The sequence below is a fragment of the Vibrio furnissii CIP 102972 genome, from assembly GCF_000176175.1.
GTDB lineage: Bacteria > Pseudomonadota > Gammaproteobacteria > Enterobacterales > Vibrionaceae > Vibrio > Vibrio furnissii.
In genome coordinates this window covers 1-16,420 of the sequence record NZ_ACZP01000016.1, presented here as the reverse complement: position 1 = coordinate 16,420, position 16,420 = coordinate 1, and the positions used below count along the sequence as shown (strand labels likewise).

The window sequence follows — 16,420 nt, the reverse complement described above, 5'->3', positions numbered from 1 at the left end:
CACATCAACCAAGGAATCCTATAGTAATAACGACGTTGCAATACCTATCAATGAGCGTCTCATATTAAAAAAATCATAATAATACATTGTTTTAGTTGATTAAATTAAAAGACAAACTATAAAGAAACAAAATTCATACACAGAATAAATCGTTTAATCCTGACTTTTAGCGTGTCGGATTTTCAGGTAAAATTCGACGAAACAAAAAAATACAAACTTAACGGATTAATTGGCTAGGCTATGTTTTTGGAACTCACATTCATCTTCTTTAGTGCGTTTGCTATTCTCTTTTTACTAAGAAAAGTAGCAAAAAAATAGGGTTAGTAGATAAGCCTAATGCACGCAAACTTCATCAAGGGGCAGTACCACTCGTCGGAGGTATATCGACTTGTATTGTACTGTCTCAATTTCTCACCTTTCGCCCCGACATCATTCAGTACAGTGAACTGTTTGTGTTATCGATTGCGACGCTGACATTTGTAGGTGCGCTGGACGATAAGTTCGACCTCAGTGTGAAAGTGCGCATCGCGATTCAAGCGGCCCTTTCCATCACCATGATGGAAGTGACGGGGATTGAGCTCAACAGTTTAGGCAACTTATTTGGAGTTGGTGATATTTACTTAGGCTGGTTTGGCATCATCGTGACCGTGTTTGCCGTTATTGGTGCCATAAACGCCTTCAATATGGTCGACGGCATTGACGGATTGCTTGGCGGTTTATCGATTGTGACATTCGGCGCGATTGCAATTCTGTTAAACGTAGATAGTCAACATGGGTTAGCTTACTTGTGTTTGGTCATTATTACTGCCCTGTTGCCTTATATCTTTATGAACCTCGGAATACTGGGCCGCGAACGCAAGGTATTCATGGGAGATGCCGGCAGCATGATGATCGGTTTTACAGTGATTTGGCTACTGTTGGGGGCAAGTCAAACAGGTAGCGAGCCATTAATGAGGCCTGTCACCGCCTTGTGGCTAATCGCAGTACCTTTGATGGACATGGCTGCAATCATGATTCGCCGAGTGCGTAGAGGAGACTCTCCCTTTAAACCAGACCGGGAACATCTTCACCACATTTTCCAGCGTTTAGGATTAACTCCCAAGCAAACACTGGCCATGATTTGTCTCATTGCAGTAGGTTTTGCAGCATTTGGAATTTATGGCGAAGCTGCGCGTATCAGCGAAGCCACCATGTTCTACACCTTTATTGCCTGCTTTATGATTTATTCTGTATTACTTAGCTATGTTTGGCGGCTTACCGCATTCTTACGCAGAGTAAAATCCGAGCGCTCCGAAGAAGTGATTGCGAGCAAATAAGTAATAGATAGATAAATAGATAAATAAAAAAACCGGCATAACGCCGGTTTTTTTATTTATCTATCTTAAGCTTAATTAAGTACTATGGATGCTGTATCAAATTGAGGGACTAATCATTACCAAACAAATCACGCGTATAGACCTTATCGGCCACATCGCTGATTTCATCCACCATACGGTTAGACACAATCACGTCACACGCGGATTTGAATTGTTCGAGATCAGTCAAAACTAGAGAGTTGAAGAAGGTTTTCTCTTTCAGTACTGGCTCATACACCACCACTTCAACACCTTTCGCTTTTAATCGCTTCATGACCCCTTGAATCGAAGACGCGCGGAAGTTATCAGAGCCCGCCTTCATGACAAGGCGATAGATGCCCACACGCTTAGGATTACGTTTCAAAATAGAATCGGCGATAAAGTCTTTACGTGTGGTGTTCGCATCCACAATCGCACCAATAATGTTGTTCGGTACTTCCGCATAGTTCGCGCGAAGCTGTTTGGTATCTTTGGGTAAGCAGTAACCACCATAACCGAATGACGGGTTGTTATAATGATTGCCAATACGAGGATCTAAGCTCACCCCTTCAATAATCTGACGAGAATTGAGATCGTGAGTTTCTGCGTAACTATCCAGTTCATTGAAGTAAGCCACACGCAATGCAAGATAGGTATTCGAAAACAGTTTCACCGCTTCAGCTTCGGTTGAATCGGTAAACAGTACTTTAATGTCTTCTTTTACCGCCCCTTCCACTAACAGGTTCGCGAAAACTTCAGCGCGTTCACTTCGTTCACCCACAATAATGCGAGAAGGATAAAGATTATCGTACAGCGCGCGACCTTCACGTAAAAACTCAGGTGAGAACAGCAGGTTGTCGCAACCCAGCTCTTGCTTAATTTGCTCGGTATAACCGACAGGGATAGTCGATTTAATCACCATCACCGCACTCGGGTTAATGGCGATGACATCTTTAATTACGGATTCAACAGAACCTGTGTTGAAATAGTTGGTTTCAACATCATAATCCGTTGGCGTCGCGATGATAACGAAATCGGCATTGGCGTAAGCATCTTGCTTATCTACCGTAGCACGGAAGTTGAGCGCTTTGTTGGCGAGAAAATCTTCAATCTCTGTATCCACAATCGGCGACTGCTTATTATTAAGCATTTCAACTTTGCTTTCGATGATATCGATAGCCACAACTTCATGATTCTGCGCCAACAGCATTGCATTTGATAAGCCGACATAGCCTGTGCCGGCAATAGTAATTTTCATTTAACTACCTAATTTTTAAATTATTTATATAAATCTGACAACAACATACTACTTACGAAAAACGGCTCGCCAAGCATAAAAGCAAAAACATTCAAATGACTTAACTAAACTAAGTTTTTCAATCTGTCGATAAATTTGCCATTGTCTTTTGGCTTTCTTGACTTTGTTTCTAGATATTGAATTTGGCAGTATACGATATTGCGTAAGTACCTCTGGAATAGGATATGCCTTTGTACCAGTCTTCAACAACTTTAACCACAGACCGTAGTCTTGGCCTGTTCTAATTAAAGGCATTGAAATATCATCGAAAGCAGATCGTCTTAGCATAACAGTAGAACAACCTAAAGTGGCTTTCTTTCTTAGCATATCCTCATATTCGATAGATCCAGTTAAATGTGTGTCAACTTTCTTTCCTGTTGACTCACCGTCTTCATTCACAGTCTCATAGGCTGTAAAAGAAAAATTAACGTTTTTCTTGAGCATAAATTGCACTTGTTTTTCAAGCTTTTCTGGTAACCAAAGATCATCACTATCAATAAATGCAATGAACTCCCCATCAGCTTTAGATATAGAGTTATTTCGTGAAACAGCAGCCCCAGAATTAACAGAATTTTTGAACAATTTTATGCGGGAATCATTTTTCGAAAGATCATTTAAAAGGTCAAAAGTATTATCTGCCGAGCAATCATCTGTAATTATCCATTGCCAATTAGTATAAGTTTGACTTTTCAAGGAAATATATGTTTTTTCAACCCAATCTTGAGAATTAAATGAAGGGGTAATAATAGAAACTAGAGAATACAATGGGATACCTCTTAAAATAAGAAAACCAATTAAAAAATAAAATGACACTTTTATTGAGACAAAGGGAAATCATTTCCTATAAAAATGTAACATCATTCATAATTTTCTTAGCATTTTCGAATGAGAATTTTTCTGAAGTTCTCAGTGCATTATTCTTCATCTCAAAGATTTGATCTCTATTCAAACAAAGCTTCTTCAAAGTATTCTCTAGAGATAAAACACTCTTTGATTCAAAAATATAGCCATCGATTCCGGAAGTAATTATTTCACCATTATATTTCCAGTCCGATGCTATCACGGGTAAACCAGAGAAGAAAGCATCTACGATAGCACCGGGGTACCCTTCACCTTCATAATATGTCGGAAATAATAAGACGTCGTATTTACTAAGCTCAGTGTAAATACTAGAATCGTCAGGTGATAAAACACCATTATATTTCGCATATTGATTATTCTCAATAGACTCAAGGATCTCTTTGTCAAAAACCGGCCCGAAAACATCAAGAGTAGCCAAATTACTCTCACTATTTACTCGATTCAACGCATCAAGCGCAAGACATATTCCTTTTTCCGGTATAACTCGAGAAAAGAATACAAGTTTAACTGGTGAATTAACTTGCAAAACCGTTGTATCTTCAGAATTATAACACCTAAAATTTGGAAGGTTATAAACATTATTAAGATTAAATTTATCTTGGCAATCCATTACCATAGACGGTAATTCAACCAAAATAGATTTAAACTTTTTATAAAATGGTATCAACCACTTATATCGTTCCAAATATAGAAGCATCCAACCTCCTACAACATAATAATGGACTTCTTTTTTAAAAGCAGCACCCAAAACTATTACTATAGGAGTTAATATTTTCATGCCACGCTTACCTATTCCTATAAAAACGGAATTAGATAAAAATACTAACATAGGCAATTTAAGTATAAGAAACAAATAATTAATTAATGAATAATTATATATATCTATAATTTTAACTTCATCATATCTAGACAGTAATAGTCTATGAATCATTTTTGTTTTTACTGTTTGTCCATCAATTTGAACGTCACCGCCAAAATTACCTATTTGTAAGGTATGGTTTTTTTTCACTACAAATAACTCCTATGAAATAACCTGGCATTAAATAAATGTATGGATACATATACGAACGAGAAAATACATATATGCATAACAAGTAAAATGAAACCAAAAAGCCAAACGTATATAAAGGGCTAATTGATAAACGCCTACCAATATGAACTCTATAAGTAAAGAAAATCAGAGGGAGTGATAGCATTATTATTACAAATATAAAAGCTATTAATCCGAATTGTCTTAAGTAGGATAAAACATTATGGATGTAGAATGACCAATACCCAAAAACGTCAATCTGGTTACCAAAATCTCCTAGCCATAGCGAGTTTTCTAAACTTCTTAATGAGCCCTCAAATATCATTTCCCTACCATTTAAAGAACCATCATCGGACCCTGAGAATACGAACAACATTCTATTCAAAGAGTAGGGCAACTCCATATGACTTAGTTTATCAGATAAAGGAATTATAATTAACGCAAAAAAAACGACAGGCAATAAATAACAAATCTTTCTTCTACCACTCGAACTTATAAATATTCCAGCGAAGACAGTAAAAGCGAAGAAATACAAACTTGTCCTAGAGTAAACAACAAACAATAACAATAGAAAAAAAGAAAAGTATATAGTTTTATTCAAAGTCCCCTTTGCAATAGAAACATAATACAATCCGATTATGGACAATATATCCCCAAGAAACAGATAAACAGCCTTATCATACTTAAATGATTCAAAGTCTAATCTAAAATATTGGAAATTTACGTTAAGAAATATAACTAATGCTAGTAAAAAAACAACTGACCTATCTATATAATTCTCTTCAAGATTAAAGGAAGCACTTCTAGATATAGATATTCCATACATAAAAAAGGCAGGGATTGAAAAAAGTAAAACCAAGTGAAAATCTAAAGGAGTTACTCCATTTAAGTCCACATAGTCAGAACATAAAACATTAATTAGTATAATTAAATATGAAAATAGACTTATCAGAAATATTGATACCGATATACTACCTTGAATTTTCCTTAAATAAGGATAGGCTATATAAAAACCAATAAATAGAGTTGCTGGCAAATAAAATTTATATATAGGAGGTATAAATGATACAGTTGATTCTATGATCTTTAAAAAAAACGTCCCTGATATAAATAAGTGAAGAGCATTAATTTTATTTATAAATCTACCATTCATTTTACTTTCTTCTAAATCGACATATATTTAGCAAGAGATTAAAAAACAAGCCCTTAGTACCTAGTTCTAATAAATTTATTCTTGCAAGATCTTTAGGATATATTTTTTCATATAGTATTGCCCTTACATTTAGTCTAATTAACCTCTTAGATAGTATAGGATCATTTATTTTTTTGAATACAGACAACACATTAATATCAGAGTTGTCTACAAAACTATTTACCCTTGCAACACTGGCTAAATATTGCTGAATGGCAATTTTATTAACATTGCCGCTTACTCCATCAAAACGCACATATCGTTCATATAAAAATTTAGGGATTATAAAAAAATCGGTAACTTTTGAAATTCTTGTCCATAAATCATAATCTTGCGAAAAAATAAATAAGGGATTGTAACCACCAACTTTATTATAAACATCCCTTCTCAACATAACTTCACCTTGTGTGAGGGGATTCTTCATACTCAATTGAATCGCCATTTCTGGCCCCTTAATAAGTCCAGACAAATGGTGAAACTCAACAGATTTGTTTCTAGTTAGATCTGTATTCTTATAATGACAGCCTACTACTCCAACATTGGGATTGTTATCTAACACCTCAACTTGCAAAGATATTCTATCTGGATATGAAATATCTCCAGAGCCATGTATCGCAATATATTCAGAATCTATTTTATTTATGGCATAAATCATTGAGGAAACAAAACCACTATTGTCCTTATCTATAATTATCAACCTATCATCATTTATATCTTTCATCTTGGAAAGTGTATTATCTGTAGAACCATCATTTATAGCTACAACTACAAAATCATCATACGTTTGGTTCAACAGGCTAGAAATTGACTCACTGACATCATTCTCACGATTGTAATACGCCGTAAAAATGGCTACTTTATATTTTTTCATATAAAACCCAAACTAGAAATTAACTTATTCAAAACCTAACGCTACTTTTTAAAGTCACTCTTTTTCAGAATAAAGAAAGAAAGAAAATTAACTTTGTACATGTAAGAGTATGCGGAAACGGCTAATATAGCTGCCAATGAATAAGTAATAGACACAGCTATAGAAAGGCCAACAACACCGTATTCTAATGATAGTTTCGTGGACAGGAAGTAATTCAACAAGGCAATAAACGGCATAAACGTCAATATCATCCAAGGTTTCCCTCTACCTGCAAAGTCTACATTAATTACCTTAAAGACAGACATCATCACTATTCCTGGAATAAGCGGAATCAATATTTGATATACCATTTCATAGTCATTACCAATGAGAATTGGTAACAGATGCTGAGCTAAAGGAATTCCTATCAAGCAGATGATAAGAGTTAAACCTGTTTGAATTCTTGTAGTCTTTGTTATTATCGCTACCCATTTATCATCATGTTGCAATTTAGACATACTTTCGGAAAAAAAGATCACGGAAATCGCAGCTGGCAATTGCCAAACAAGCTCCGCGATTTGTATCGTGACTGCATAGTTACCTAACTCGGAGCTTTCTAACGTGCCTTTCCCGACTAGGATCCCTATTTGATAATTGAGATTTATGAAGAAGAAACTTAGTCCAAATACTCCGCCCAGCTTTAGCATTTTACTAAGTGTAGTAAAACTAAAATATCGAATTGGAGCCTTTGGGGCGACTTCTTGGACTGCAAGCCAGCCTAAAGCAAAATTTACTACACCAACTAAAATAAAAACGATGAGAGACCATTCTAGATTCAAAACCCCCAGTAAATACAACGTTACGATTACTAAGGTTTGAATTAATTTTGGTATTAATAAGTTATTACCAAACTTATCAGTTTTCTTATATCCTAACAAAAACCCTCGGTACCCACTATTTATTACTAAAAAAGGTAGGGCAACGATGGAAAGGAGAATATAATTAGAATCAATATCTGGTAATGTGTAAATTTGCGCAAGAAAAAGGATTATGGTAGCTATAATTGATGATACGAAAAAAAACACTTTCGATGTAGCCAACGTGTTTTTTTCGTCAATTATTTTCTTTCCTAAAAAGTATGTACTTGCTTGCCTCATTCCTCCTTCAGCAATAATTACAAACAAATTGGGCAATACGAGCAATGCGGCCAAGACACCACGAGTCTCGGCACCTAAAGCCCTAGCCTGTAATAGCATTACGACAAAAGCAAGAATAAAAACTATTGATTTCTTTAAAAAAATCGATATTATTTTATAAAGTAGACTATCATTTTTCATTTGGGGCACAATGAAGTAAATATCTTTCACCAGACTTACTTAAGTAAATCGCCTCAGCTTCCATCTCGATATTATATTCATTTTTACAGTATAGATTAATATGCTTAACTAGAGATATAATATCATCAGATTTTGCATGTCCTTTGTTTACGATAAAGTTAGCATGTTTCTCAGATATTTCAGCATCACCAAATTTTAAACCTTTTAAACCGAGCGACTCAATTACAAACCCTGGTGGGCCAATTTTATTATATAGTTCCACACTACTTTTAAATACTGAACCACAATTTGGTTCTTTTCTCGGAAATTTCAGGCGTCTTTCTTTCAATATTTTAAGAAGATCAATTCTATTTGAATTAGGTTCAATATCCACCAAATCCAATATAACGCTTAGGATTATTAAACCACCATCAAGAAATAATGATTTTCTATAAGAAAATAAACACTCTTCGCGATCAATCCAATGGATATTACCATCATAATCCATGACTTTAACGGATATAATATTTTCTGATATAGACTTCCTTTGGCTCCCACCATTCATAGCAACTAATCCTCCGACTGTCGCAGGTATACCTACACAGTGATCTAGAGAGCCTTTGCCTCTTTTCATTAATTGTCTAACTAAACCCGGAACCCAAACAGCAGCACCCACTTCTACTGGTCCAGAATCAGAAAATGAGACTTGATTAAATTGGCCATTGAGCTTAATCACAACACCATCGTATCCCTTGGAGTCAAAGAGTAGATTTGTCGCGTTGCCAATAACGATCAATTTAGATAAGTCATTATTCTTTAATGTATTCTTAAGTTGTATTTCATCGCCAACGTCGAAAAATGAGGAACACTCACCGCCAACTTTCCAGTAAGATTTGTCTGCTAACTTAACCATATTTATTTAAGCACCATGATTACATGGTGCATATCCTTATTGTTACTAACCTTTGTAATCGACTTTAACACCAAGCTGCTCTAACTTAGCTTCAAGGTTGTTATAACCTCTCAGGGCCATTGACACACCAGTAATGCGTGAAAGTCCGCTCGGAGCACATAATGCAGCTAAAACAGCAGCCATAGTTCCACGTAAATCAGTAGCTACGGCATCAGCGGAATTAAAAGTAACTGGACCATTAGTTGTTATCTTACCCTCTTCAAATTCAAGTTGAAGATTTACAAACTTTTGTAGCTCTTCTACGTATGAGACTCGTTTAGGGTAACGGTAATCATGTATACGTGACTTACCGATGGACATTAAGCCAAGCATTACGTAAAACGGCTGCATGTCAGAGATAATGCCAGGGTGAGTACCACAAGCTACTTCGAAAGAGTGAGCATGGCCGTCTTTCATACATGATGTATTGATATAAATACTTTCACTATTCTGGAAAAAATCTACACCAGCATTTCTGAGATACATCAGTGGTATCTCCATTGAGTCAAAAGGTACATTTTTGATCAGTATAGAACCGCCAGAAATTGCACCATAAATTAGCCAAGTTAATGCTTCAATACGGTCAGGTAAGACATGGTATTGATGCCCTTTTAGATAGCTACATCCAGTAACCTTAATGGAACTCTGACCTATAACTTCAATTTCAACACCTGAGCGACGAAGAAAAGCTATTAAATCCTCGATTTCTGGCGTGATATAAGCGTTAGCAAACGTTGAGATGCCTTCGGCAATAGATGCCATCAACAAAGCATTCTCTGTTCCACCCACAGTTGAGATAGGAAATTCATACTGGGTAGCAAGTAACTTCTCAGGTCTATGAATTTCTATATGGTTTTCTTTCTCTTCGACTTTACAACCAAATTCCTCCCAAATCGCAATATGCACATCATATTTACGAGCACCAATGTTACATCCTCCTGGATAAGGGATATATGCGACATCACTGCGTTTCAGTTGACCTGCAACCAATAGATATGTAGTTCTAATTGGGTAAAAATAATCATCTAAATGTTTAGGAGTATAATCTTTTGAATCAATAACTAAAGTATCATTTTCAGACTTAGTTAAGACACCATTATTATTTAGGAATCTCTCTTTATGCTTAGAATCAACTAAGTTAGTAGGATAACCGGTTAAGACTACTTCTTCATCACATAATGTAGCAGCAGCTAACAGTCGAGTTGCTGAGTTTTTAGCACCTGAAACTGTCACTTCACCTTTTGGTGTCTGCCCACCTTCGATTTCAATAACATCATTATAAAGAGCCATAAAATAAATTTTCCTATACAATCTATACGTTTAAAACTTTAATGTTATTAAGAGATTTCTTAGTTTAGAAGGTAATAAACTTCTTCTTTGAAACAAATAACTGACCAGTAAAACTTGAACATAATAACCTTCATAGTATGAGATACATTACATGCAATCTAAATAATCATAATCATTTAATATTTAATTTTCTTTAAATATCTAACTTTTAAGACTTTTAATAAAAGGCCCTTTTAGGCCCTTATATTTATGACTACTCTCTACTATTTACTTTCACTTTTGCAGGAGTAGTTATCACGGAAAAATCATGAATATCCCCGTCAATAAAGGCTTTCTAGCACCTTCAATAGGTACTCAGAATCCATGGCACACATCGCTCTTTTGTGTTTCAGAGTCGTTTCACTCTTGAGCATATTTAAACACGCTTGTCTGATCCTTGCGAAATTCTCTGCACTTTCTTCCGCGCGCTTACGACTTGAGTCTTCACCAAATGTGGTATCCAAGCTCCAATGCATCGACTCCACCAACCAATGCGATCGCGTTGCATTTAACAACTCTTTAGCATTTAAATCCTTCGAGCTGATGTAGTATTTCACCACTAATTCTGACTCTTTCGCTACTTCCTCTTCTTGCCTTATTGAAACCACAATACCCATGGTTTTAAGACCAGACCACTCAAACTCAATATCACCTAAAACACTTAAATCTTTATTGTTCAATGCAAGCCTAGTTTCTTGTCTACCACGTGATTTCTCTTGCGTGCTGTAGGAGTCACCATCGTGGTTTTGAAACATGCTCATGTCAAAATAGTTATCGAACGCTTGCTCTAAACGGCCTTGGTTACCTTTAACTGCTAAAAGATAGTCCGCGTCACTATCAAGTATCTTTTGTGCAATTTTCTTTTGACAGCTCATCGCATCAATCGTGACTAAACAGCCTGATATATCAAGCAGTTCAAGTAGCTTTGGAATGGCGGTGATCTCATTCGACTTCTGGGACACTTTTTGTTGTCCGAGGCTCACACCATTTTCAGTGGCAAACACGTTGACCATATGGATAGCACCAAGTCCGCGAGAGTCATCGTAAGAGCCCCTCACCTCCTTACCGTCGTGGCAACCACCTCTCCTTTGGTCAACTCACAGCAATCTTTCATCCATTCAATAAAGCACTTCTGTAATCGAGTCGCACTTATCATTCTCATCGTTCTGGCTATGGTCGATGCTGACGGAACACCAAAACTAGAAGCACCGAATCGCTTCAAAAAATCTATTCGAGCTTGACCAGAAAACACCGAACAAATTGTTAACAAAATGATATCTGTTAGCTTGTGCTCGACTTTGCCTTTTTGTCGGTAATCTGGGATAACATCGACATGCATAAATGGGTTCTGGTTACTAATTATTGGACCTCCAATTTGTCTATGGAGGTATTAAAACACCGAAAATGATCTACAAATCGATCTTCGGCAAATTGATTGTTGTGTGATTGCGCTAACTAGTGAAGTTTGAAAATTGAGAACTCAATGCGCCACGACCCCTTTAAACATGCGCATGTTCGTGAATTTTCCCTGGCCTGCGGCAGGAAATAAGCAGTGTTTGATCATTATATTGGCGTTGTATTCTGTGTTTTTCTTATCCAAATCAGTTTTTTAGTACTAATCGACACCAAAATGTCTCAGACATTTGATATACACTGAGACATTTTTTATTCATTTTGAGACAGTCTAAAACTACTATCTTATTGTAATTATTTGTTTTTGTGGTTTTTCTCTCACCCGCCCCAATAGGCCCTTTTTTTCTTCTTCTGTATTTTCTCAGCTTTCGCTTTTGTATGAATAGTTATAGTAGCCGTAACCGTAATAACTAGATGCTTTCTTCTCGGTCGCATTCAGAATCACGCCTTTGACTTCAATACCCGCTTGCTCAAATCGGTTACGAGCAACGTCAATCTCTTTCACGGTATTCATACCAAAGCGGGCCACCATCAGCGTTGTGCCAGCCAATGCACCCACGATACTTGGATCGGTGACTGCAAGTACTGGCGGCGTGTCGATTATCACCAAATCGTAGTGTTCGCTCGCCCATTCCATCAACTCTTTAAAACGAGGATGCATAAGTAACTCTGATGGATTTGGTGGCACTTGGCCACGCGTCATGATGTCTAGATTGTCAACTTGAGTGGTCTTCACTGCCTCATTTAAGCCTATCTTGCCACTTAAAAAATCAGACAAACCATTTTCCCATGCCAAACCAAAAGGTTGCTGCAGGTAACCTTTACGCATGTCGGCATCGATCAACAGTACTTTTTGCCCCGTTTTGGCCGCAACGGCTGAGAAGTTCGTCGACACAAAGGATTTTCCGATGCCCGGAGCAGGTCCTGAGATCATCAGTACATTGTTCTTAGACTCCATCATCGCGAAATGCAAACTGGTCCGTAAACCTCGCAAGGCTTCAACAGAGAGATCCGCTGGATTAGATTCCGCTAATAACGTTAATTCTGTGCTTTGCTTACGGTGACGCTTCAGCTTATTGAATAATTCTAGTTGAAGATTTGATTTCGGCACGCTGGCATAAACCGAAAGGCCAATTTGTTCGATATCATCCGGGTTTTCCACACCACGATGTAGCGCCGCTTTCACCAAAACAAAAGCCACACTCAACATGCCGCCGAATAGCGTCGCGAGCACTGCAATTAACGCTTTTTTAGGTTTAACTGGCTCAGCGTATGACTCTGCTTGGTCCAATACACGCACGTTACCCACAGTACCCGCTTTGACTATTGAGAGTTCTTGAACTTTATTGAGAAGCTGAACATATATTTGTTGGTTCACTTCCACATCACGTGTCATACGCAGCACTTCACGCTGCGTTTTCGGCATTTTCTGAATTTGTTGATTTAAACGTTCTTTTTCTTTCAAGAGCGTAGCTCGTTTATCTAACAGGGAACGGTATGCTGGGTGATCTTTGGTAAACCGCTGACTAATCTCACTTTCTTTGAACGTTAGTTCATTCAACTGGGCTTCCAGCTCGACCATCACTTTAAGAGTAGACTGCGCTTCCAACCCTAAATCAATCGAATCATTTTTTTGACGGAATGCATTTAAGGTGTCTTCAGCTTCTGTCAGACTTTGCTTTACATCAGGAAGGTTGTTTTTAAGAAACGCTAAACTTTTTTCCGCTTCTGCGGAATTACGTTCAACATTTTGTAGAAAGTAGTTTTGCGCGATATCATTCAAAATATCAGCAATATGCGTTTTTCGTTCTCCAGTAAAACTCAACTCCAGAATGCCGGTTTGCTTGCCTCGTTCACTTACGGAAAGATTTTGTTTCAACCATTCGATAGCCGCAAGTTTACTGCGTTTTTCAATCGTAAACTCAAAGCCCTTTTCTGCATCTATGTTAGTCACAAACAACTCATAACCATCTTTCTTAGAAAGATGGCCGGCTACACCTTCAAACATTTCTCGACCATTGCGTAGAAACTGATAAGTTTGAGCTTGAGAATCGAGTACAGTAATTGAGTATTGCTCATCTTCATCCGCATATGAAGGAACAGTGAATCGACTAACGCTTATCGCTCGACTCTCTCCTCCTAGGCGAGCGAATCCTTTGCCCAATAGAGGGAAGTAATTAGGTTCAGTAACCGTTGTCAGGTTAAACTTATCAACCGTATCCCCTAAAATCATGCGTGATTTGATGATCTCAATTTCAGTCGTTGCCGACGATTCAGAAGAAAACAGCTCTCCCATATCACCAACTAGCGAACTGATACCACCGGAACTTTTTTGTTCAATCTGAATCAGTGCGTCGGCTTTATAAATTGGCGTAGAAAGTATGGCAACGGCCACCCCCAGCACAGCAAAAACAAAGGTCGTGATAATGATGATCCATTTGGCATCTAGTAGAATGCCAAAGAGTTTGCCTAAATCGATTTCATCTGATTGGCTATCGACTGAAGATCGGGTTGCTTGTGTTGTCATTGTATTGTCGTATCCTGGGAGCTTCAGGGAAAATTAAAAAATAAAAATCAGTGTGATGTCGCGATGGTATCAACGCTATATCAAAGTTTTTTCGCCCACGCTTGCGCAGCCTGCTCAATTAAGCTGTATGCATAATCAAACGCTTCTTTACTTTGTCGATAAGGATCTGGAATTTCTTTTTGCCCTATCCATTGACCGAACAACATTGTTTTACCACGCGCTTCAGGTGCAATTTCCGTGAGCGCTTCGAGATGCCCTTTTTCCATGACTAAAATTAAATCATATTGACCACACAAAGCACTAGTGAGTTGCTGTGCATGATGGTTGCTTAAATCTACCCCATGTTCAGCTGCCACTTGCGTTGCCATTTCATCCGCGGGCTTACCGACTAAACGGCTCTTTTCTGCGCCAATGCCGGCAGAAGCAATGTGCTTGTTGGGTAACAACGTTTGCAATACCCGTTCACCACTGGGTGAACGGCAGATGTTCCCAACACACACAACCAAAATATTATTGAACATCTAATTCACCTTTCTACGGCCAATTGCGTACGCGTAGAGCGCCTTCAGTGAGATCATTAAATCCCGAAATAGTTGGCACTAACTGACTAATCACACGATTCCAACGCGTCAACGGTGCAGCAGTAACGTACACGATGTCATAAGGTTGAATTTCGAATTCCGTCCCGATCACTAAAGCAGACGCATCTTTAATATTCAGTTGGTAAATATCAGCGATGCGTTCAGATTTATCGTTCGAGGTTCGAATAACGAATACACCTGTTGCATCGGCAGAAAGCTGATTGATACCACCAACACTGCTCAAGGCTTCGGTCAAACTCATGCCAGAGCGGTCAATTTTTAACATTTTAGGGTCGTTGACTTCGCCCATCACAAACACTTTCTGACTATCATTACGCGGTACGTGAATAATGTCGCCCGCTTGCAGTAATCGGTTCTGAGTGAGATCACCACGCTGCATCAAGGCGTACAACGAAATATGTTGTTCTTCACCGTTGCGAGTCAAGGTGACATTACGCCAATCGGCATCAGCCGCTAGACCGCCAGCATTGTTTATCGCATCTAAAATCGTCAGAGGGATGTTAGTGATCGCTTGTTTCCCCGGCTTCGAGACTTCACCGGTGACATACGTTTTCTGAGATCGGAAAGCAGCGACGCTGACATCAACTTGAGGGCTTTCGATGTATTTGGAGAGACGCTCAGAAATGACAGCGCGAATTTCGCGTACTGTTTTTCCAGCGACGGCAACGGTACCGATGTAAGGATAAAAGATGGAACCATCGGAATGAACCCAGTTGCCCGCTTCGGACGCACTACGATAAGAGCCCGCAGGAATCGTCAATTCAGGGTGATCCCAGATGGTCACGTTCAGGATATCGCCAGGGCCGACTTTATACTCATAAGCGGCCACTAATGCATCAAGATCAGAATTGGCGCGCGAACGGAAATCTTGATGCCGTTGATAACGGCTAACATTATGGGCATCTAACGGGTAAACGTTGACTTGGTCAGAAATGTTGTCGTCCTGATCGGATTCAGATTGAACAACATTTTTATCACTTGGTGAGAGGTGCGATCCGGGCACGATGGTGCACCCAGCAAGAATCGTCGGCAGCAATACCGCGATCAGGAGATGTTTTTTCAGTTCCATGTAAGCCAATTTTGGTTATGAACAAGTTCACTCTTGTTCTTGTAATCTCTGGGAAAATTCAATCAATCATTGATGCGAACAATACATTGAGCGCAAAATGTTAACTTCGATATAGTTAAAGGCTCGTTCCTTAACGTTTAACTATATCGTTTTGCCAGCTTTTCAATCCGAGCCATATGGCGTGTTAGTTCGTTATAGTACGTTCTTTGATAAAAAAGAAAATAACTCACTGCGATAAATGTGGTTTTATCCCAAAACTTGGGATGCTACCGCCCTTTGGTGTTTGCGTGGACCACATTACGCTCACGGTTTTCATAAAAACGTGACTAACAAGCTTTTTGACGTTGTTTTTAGATCAAGCGACTATTTTGTCACCTTAATTCTTCGGGCGTTTATTATGCACATCGTTGTTAAGATGACAATTTATTGTCGTCATTTTCTCTGTGAAATTTTGATTGAATGTTCAATGAGCCTCAAGTTATCTCCCTTAACAACATCTCAGCCGTTTACTTTACAAACAATTTGTATCTACAATGAGAATCGAAGTGCAATACACACTTCAAACATCGATGTTTAAATTTGTATATTAAGGACTATCTATGAAAAATATTGCATTAGCAATGCTAGTTGCGCTAGGTGTTTCAACGT

The 16,420-nt window shown here is 38.1% G+C and carries 10 protein-coding genes and 2 pseudogenes; 1 reads left to right on the top strand and 11 read right to left on the bottom strand.

The genetic code is table 11. The features are described 5' to 3' along the window. Positions 1 to 240 precede the first annotated feature (240 nt). Positions 241 to 1,316 (top strand): annotated as a pseudogene (wecA, locus tag VFA_RS18070) (UDP-N-acetylglucosamine--undecaprenyl-phosphate N-acetylglucosaminephosphotransferase). Positions 1,317 to 1,425: 109 nt separating this feature from the next. Here the strand turns inward: wecA and VFA_RS18065 are convergent. The 11 genes and pseudogenes from VFA_RS18065 to VFA_RS18005 all read right to left on the bottom strand — a co-directional run bounded on the left by VFA_RS18065 (position 1,426) and on the right by VFA_RS18005 (position 15,772). Next, positions 1,426 to 2,592 (bottom strand): nucleotide sugar dehydrogenase, encoded by a 1,167-nt coding sequence (locus VFA_RS18065; protein WP_038152513.1) that lies wholly within the window; start codon positions 2,590 to 2,592, stop codon positions 1,426 to 1,428. Between the two features lie 48 nt (positions 2,593 to 2,640). Then, the gene (locus VFA_RS18060; protein WP_004728297.1) at positions 2,641 to 3,396 is read right to left on the bottom strand and encodes a glycosyltransferase family 2 protein; all 756 of its coding nucleotides are present in this window, start codon (positions 3,394 to 3,396) and stop codon (positions 2,641 to 2,643) included. Positions 3,397 to 3,472: 76 nt separating this feature from the next. Then, positions 3,473 to 4,501, bottom strand: a complete 1,029-nt coding sequence (locus VFA_RS18055; RefSeq protein ID WP_004728296.1) for a glycosyltransferase family 4 protein — start codon at positions 4,499 to 4,501, stop codon at positions 3,473 to 3,475. A 1,175-nt stretch (positions 4,502 to 5,676) separates the two neighbouring features. Further along, a complete protein-coding gene (locus VFA_RS18045; protein ID WP_004728294.1) occupies positions 5,677 to 6,585 on the bottom strand; it encodes a glycosyltransferase family 2 protein in 909 nt (302 codons plus the stop codon). 41 nt (positions 6,586 to 6,626) lie between these two features. Then, complete coding sequence (locus VFA_RS18040) at positions 6,627 to 7,901, bottom strand: oligosaccharide flippase family protein (RefSeq protein WP_004728293.1); 1,275 nt, start codon at positions 7,899 to 7,901, stop codon at positions 6,627 to 6,629. Next, the gene (gene murB / locus VFA_RS18035) at positions 7,891 to 8,793 is read right to left on the bottom strand and encodes a UDP-N-acetylmuramate dehydrogenase (RefSeq protein WP_004728292.1); all 903 of its coding nucleotides are present in this window, start codon (positions 8,791 to 8,793) and stop codon (positions 7,891 to 7,893) included. Before murB ends, VFA_RS18040 begins: the two co-directional genes overlap by 11 nt. A gap of 45 nt (positions 8,794 to 8,838) precedes the next feature. Beyond that, entirely contained in the window at positions 8,839 to 10,122 is a 1,284-nt protein-coding gene (locus tag VFA_RS18030) for a UDP-N-acetylglucosamine 1-carboxyvinyltransferase (protein WP_004728291.1), read from the bottom strand. Positions 10,123 to 10,442: 320 nt separating this feature from the next. Then, positions 10,443 to 11,500, bottom strand: a pseudogene (locus VFA_RS23515) (ISAs1 family transposase). Positions 11,501 to 11,935: 435 nt separating this feature from the next. Continuing rightward, entirely contained in the window at positions 11,936 to 14,101 is a 2,166-nt protein-coding gene (locus VFA_RS18015) for a polysaccharide biosynthesis tyrosine autokinase (RefSeq protein WP_004728288.1), read from the bottom strand. A gap of 80 nt (positions 14,102 to 14,181) precedes the next feature. Beyond that, on the bottom strand, positions 14,182 to 14,622 hold the full coding sequence (locus VFA_RS18010; protein WP_004728287.1) for an arsenate reductase/protein-tyrosine-phosphatase family protein: 441 nt from the start codon (positions 14,620 to 14,622) through the stop codon (positions 14,182 to 14,184). A gap of 13 nt (positions 14,623 to 14,635) precedes the next feature. Next, positions 14,636 to 15,772 carry a polysaccharide export protein gene (locus VFA_RS18005; protein WP_004728286.1) on the bottom strand — a complete coding sequence of 379 codons (1,137 nt, stop codon included), beginning with the start codon at positions 15,770 to 15,772 and terminating at the stop codon, positions 14,636 to 14,638. Positions 15,773 to 16,420: the final 648 nt, after the last annotated feature.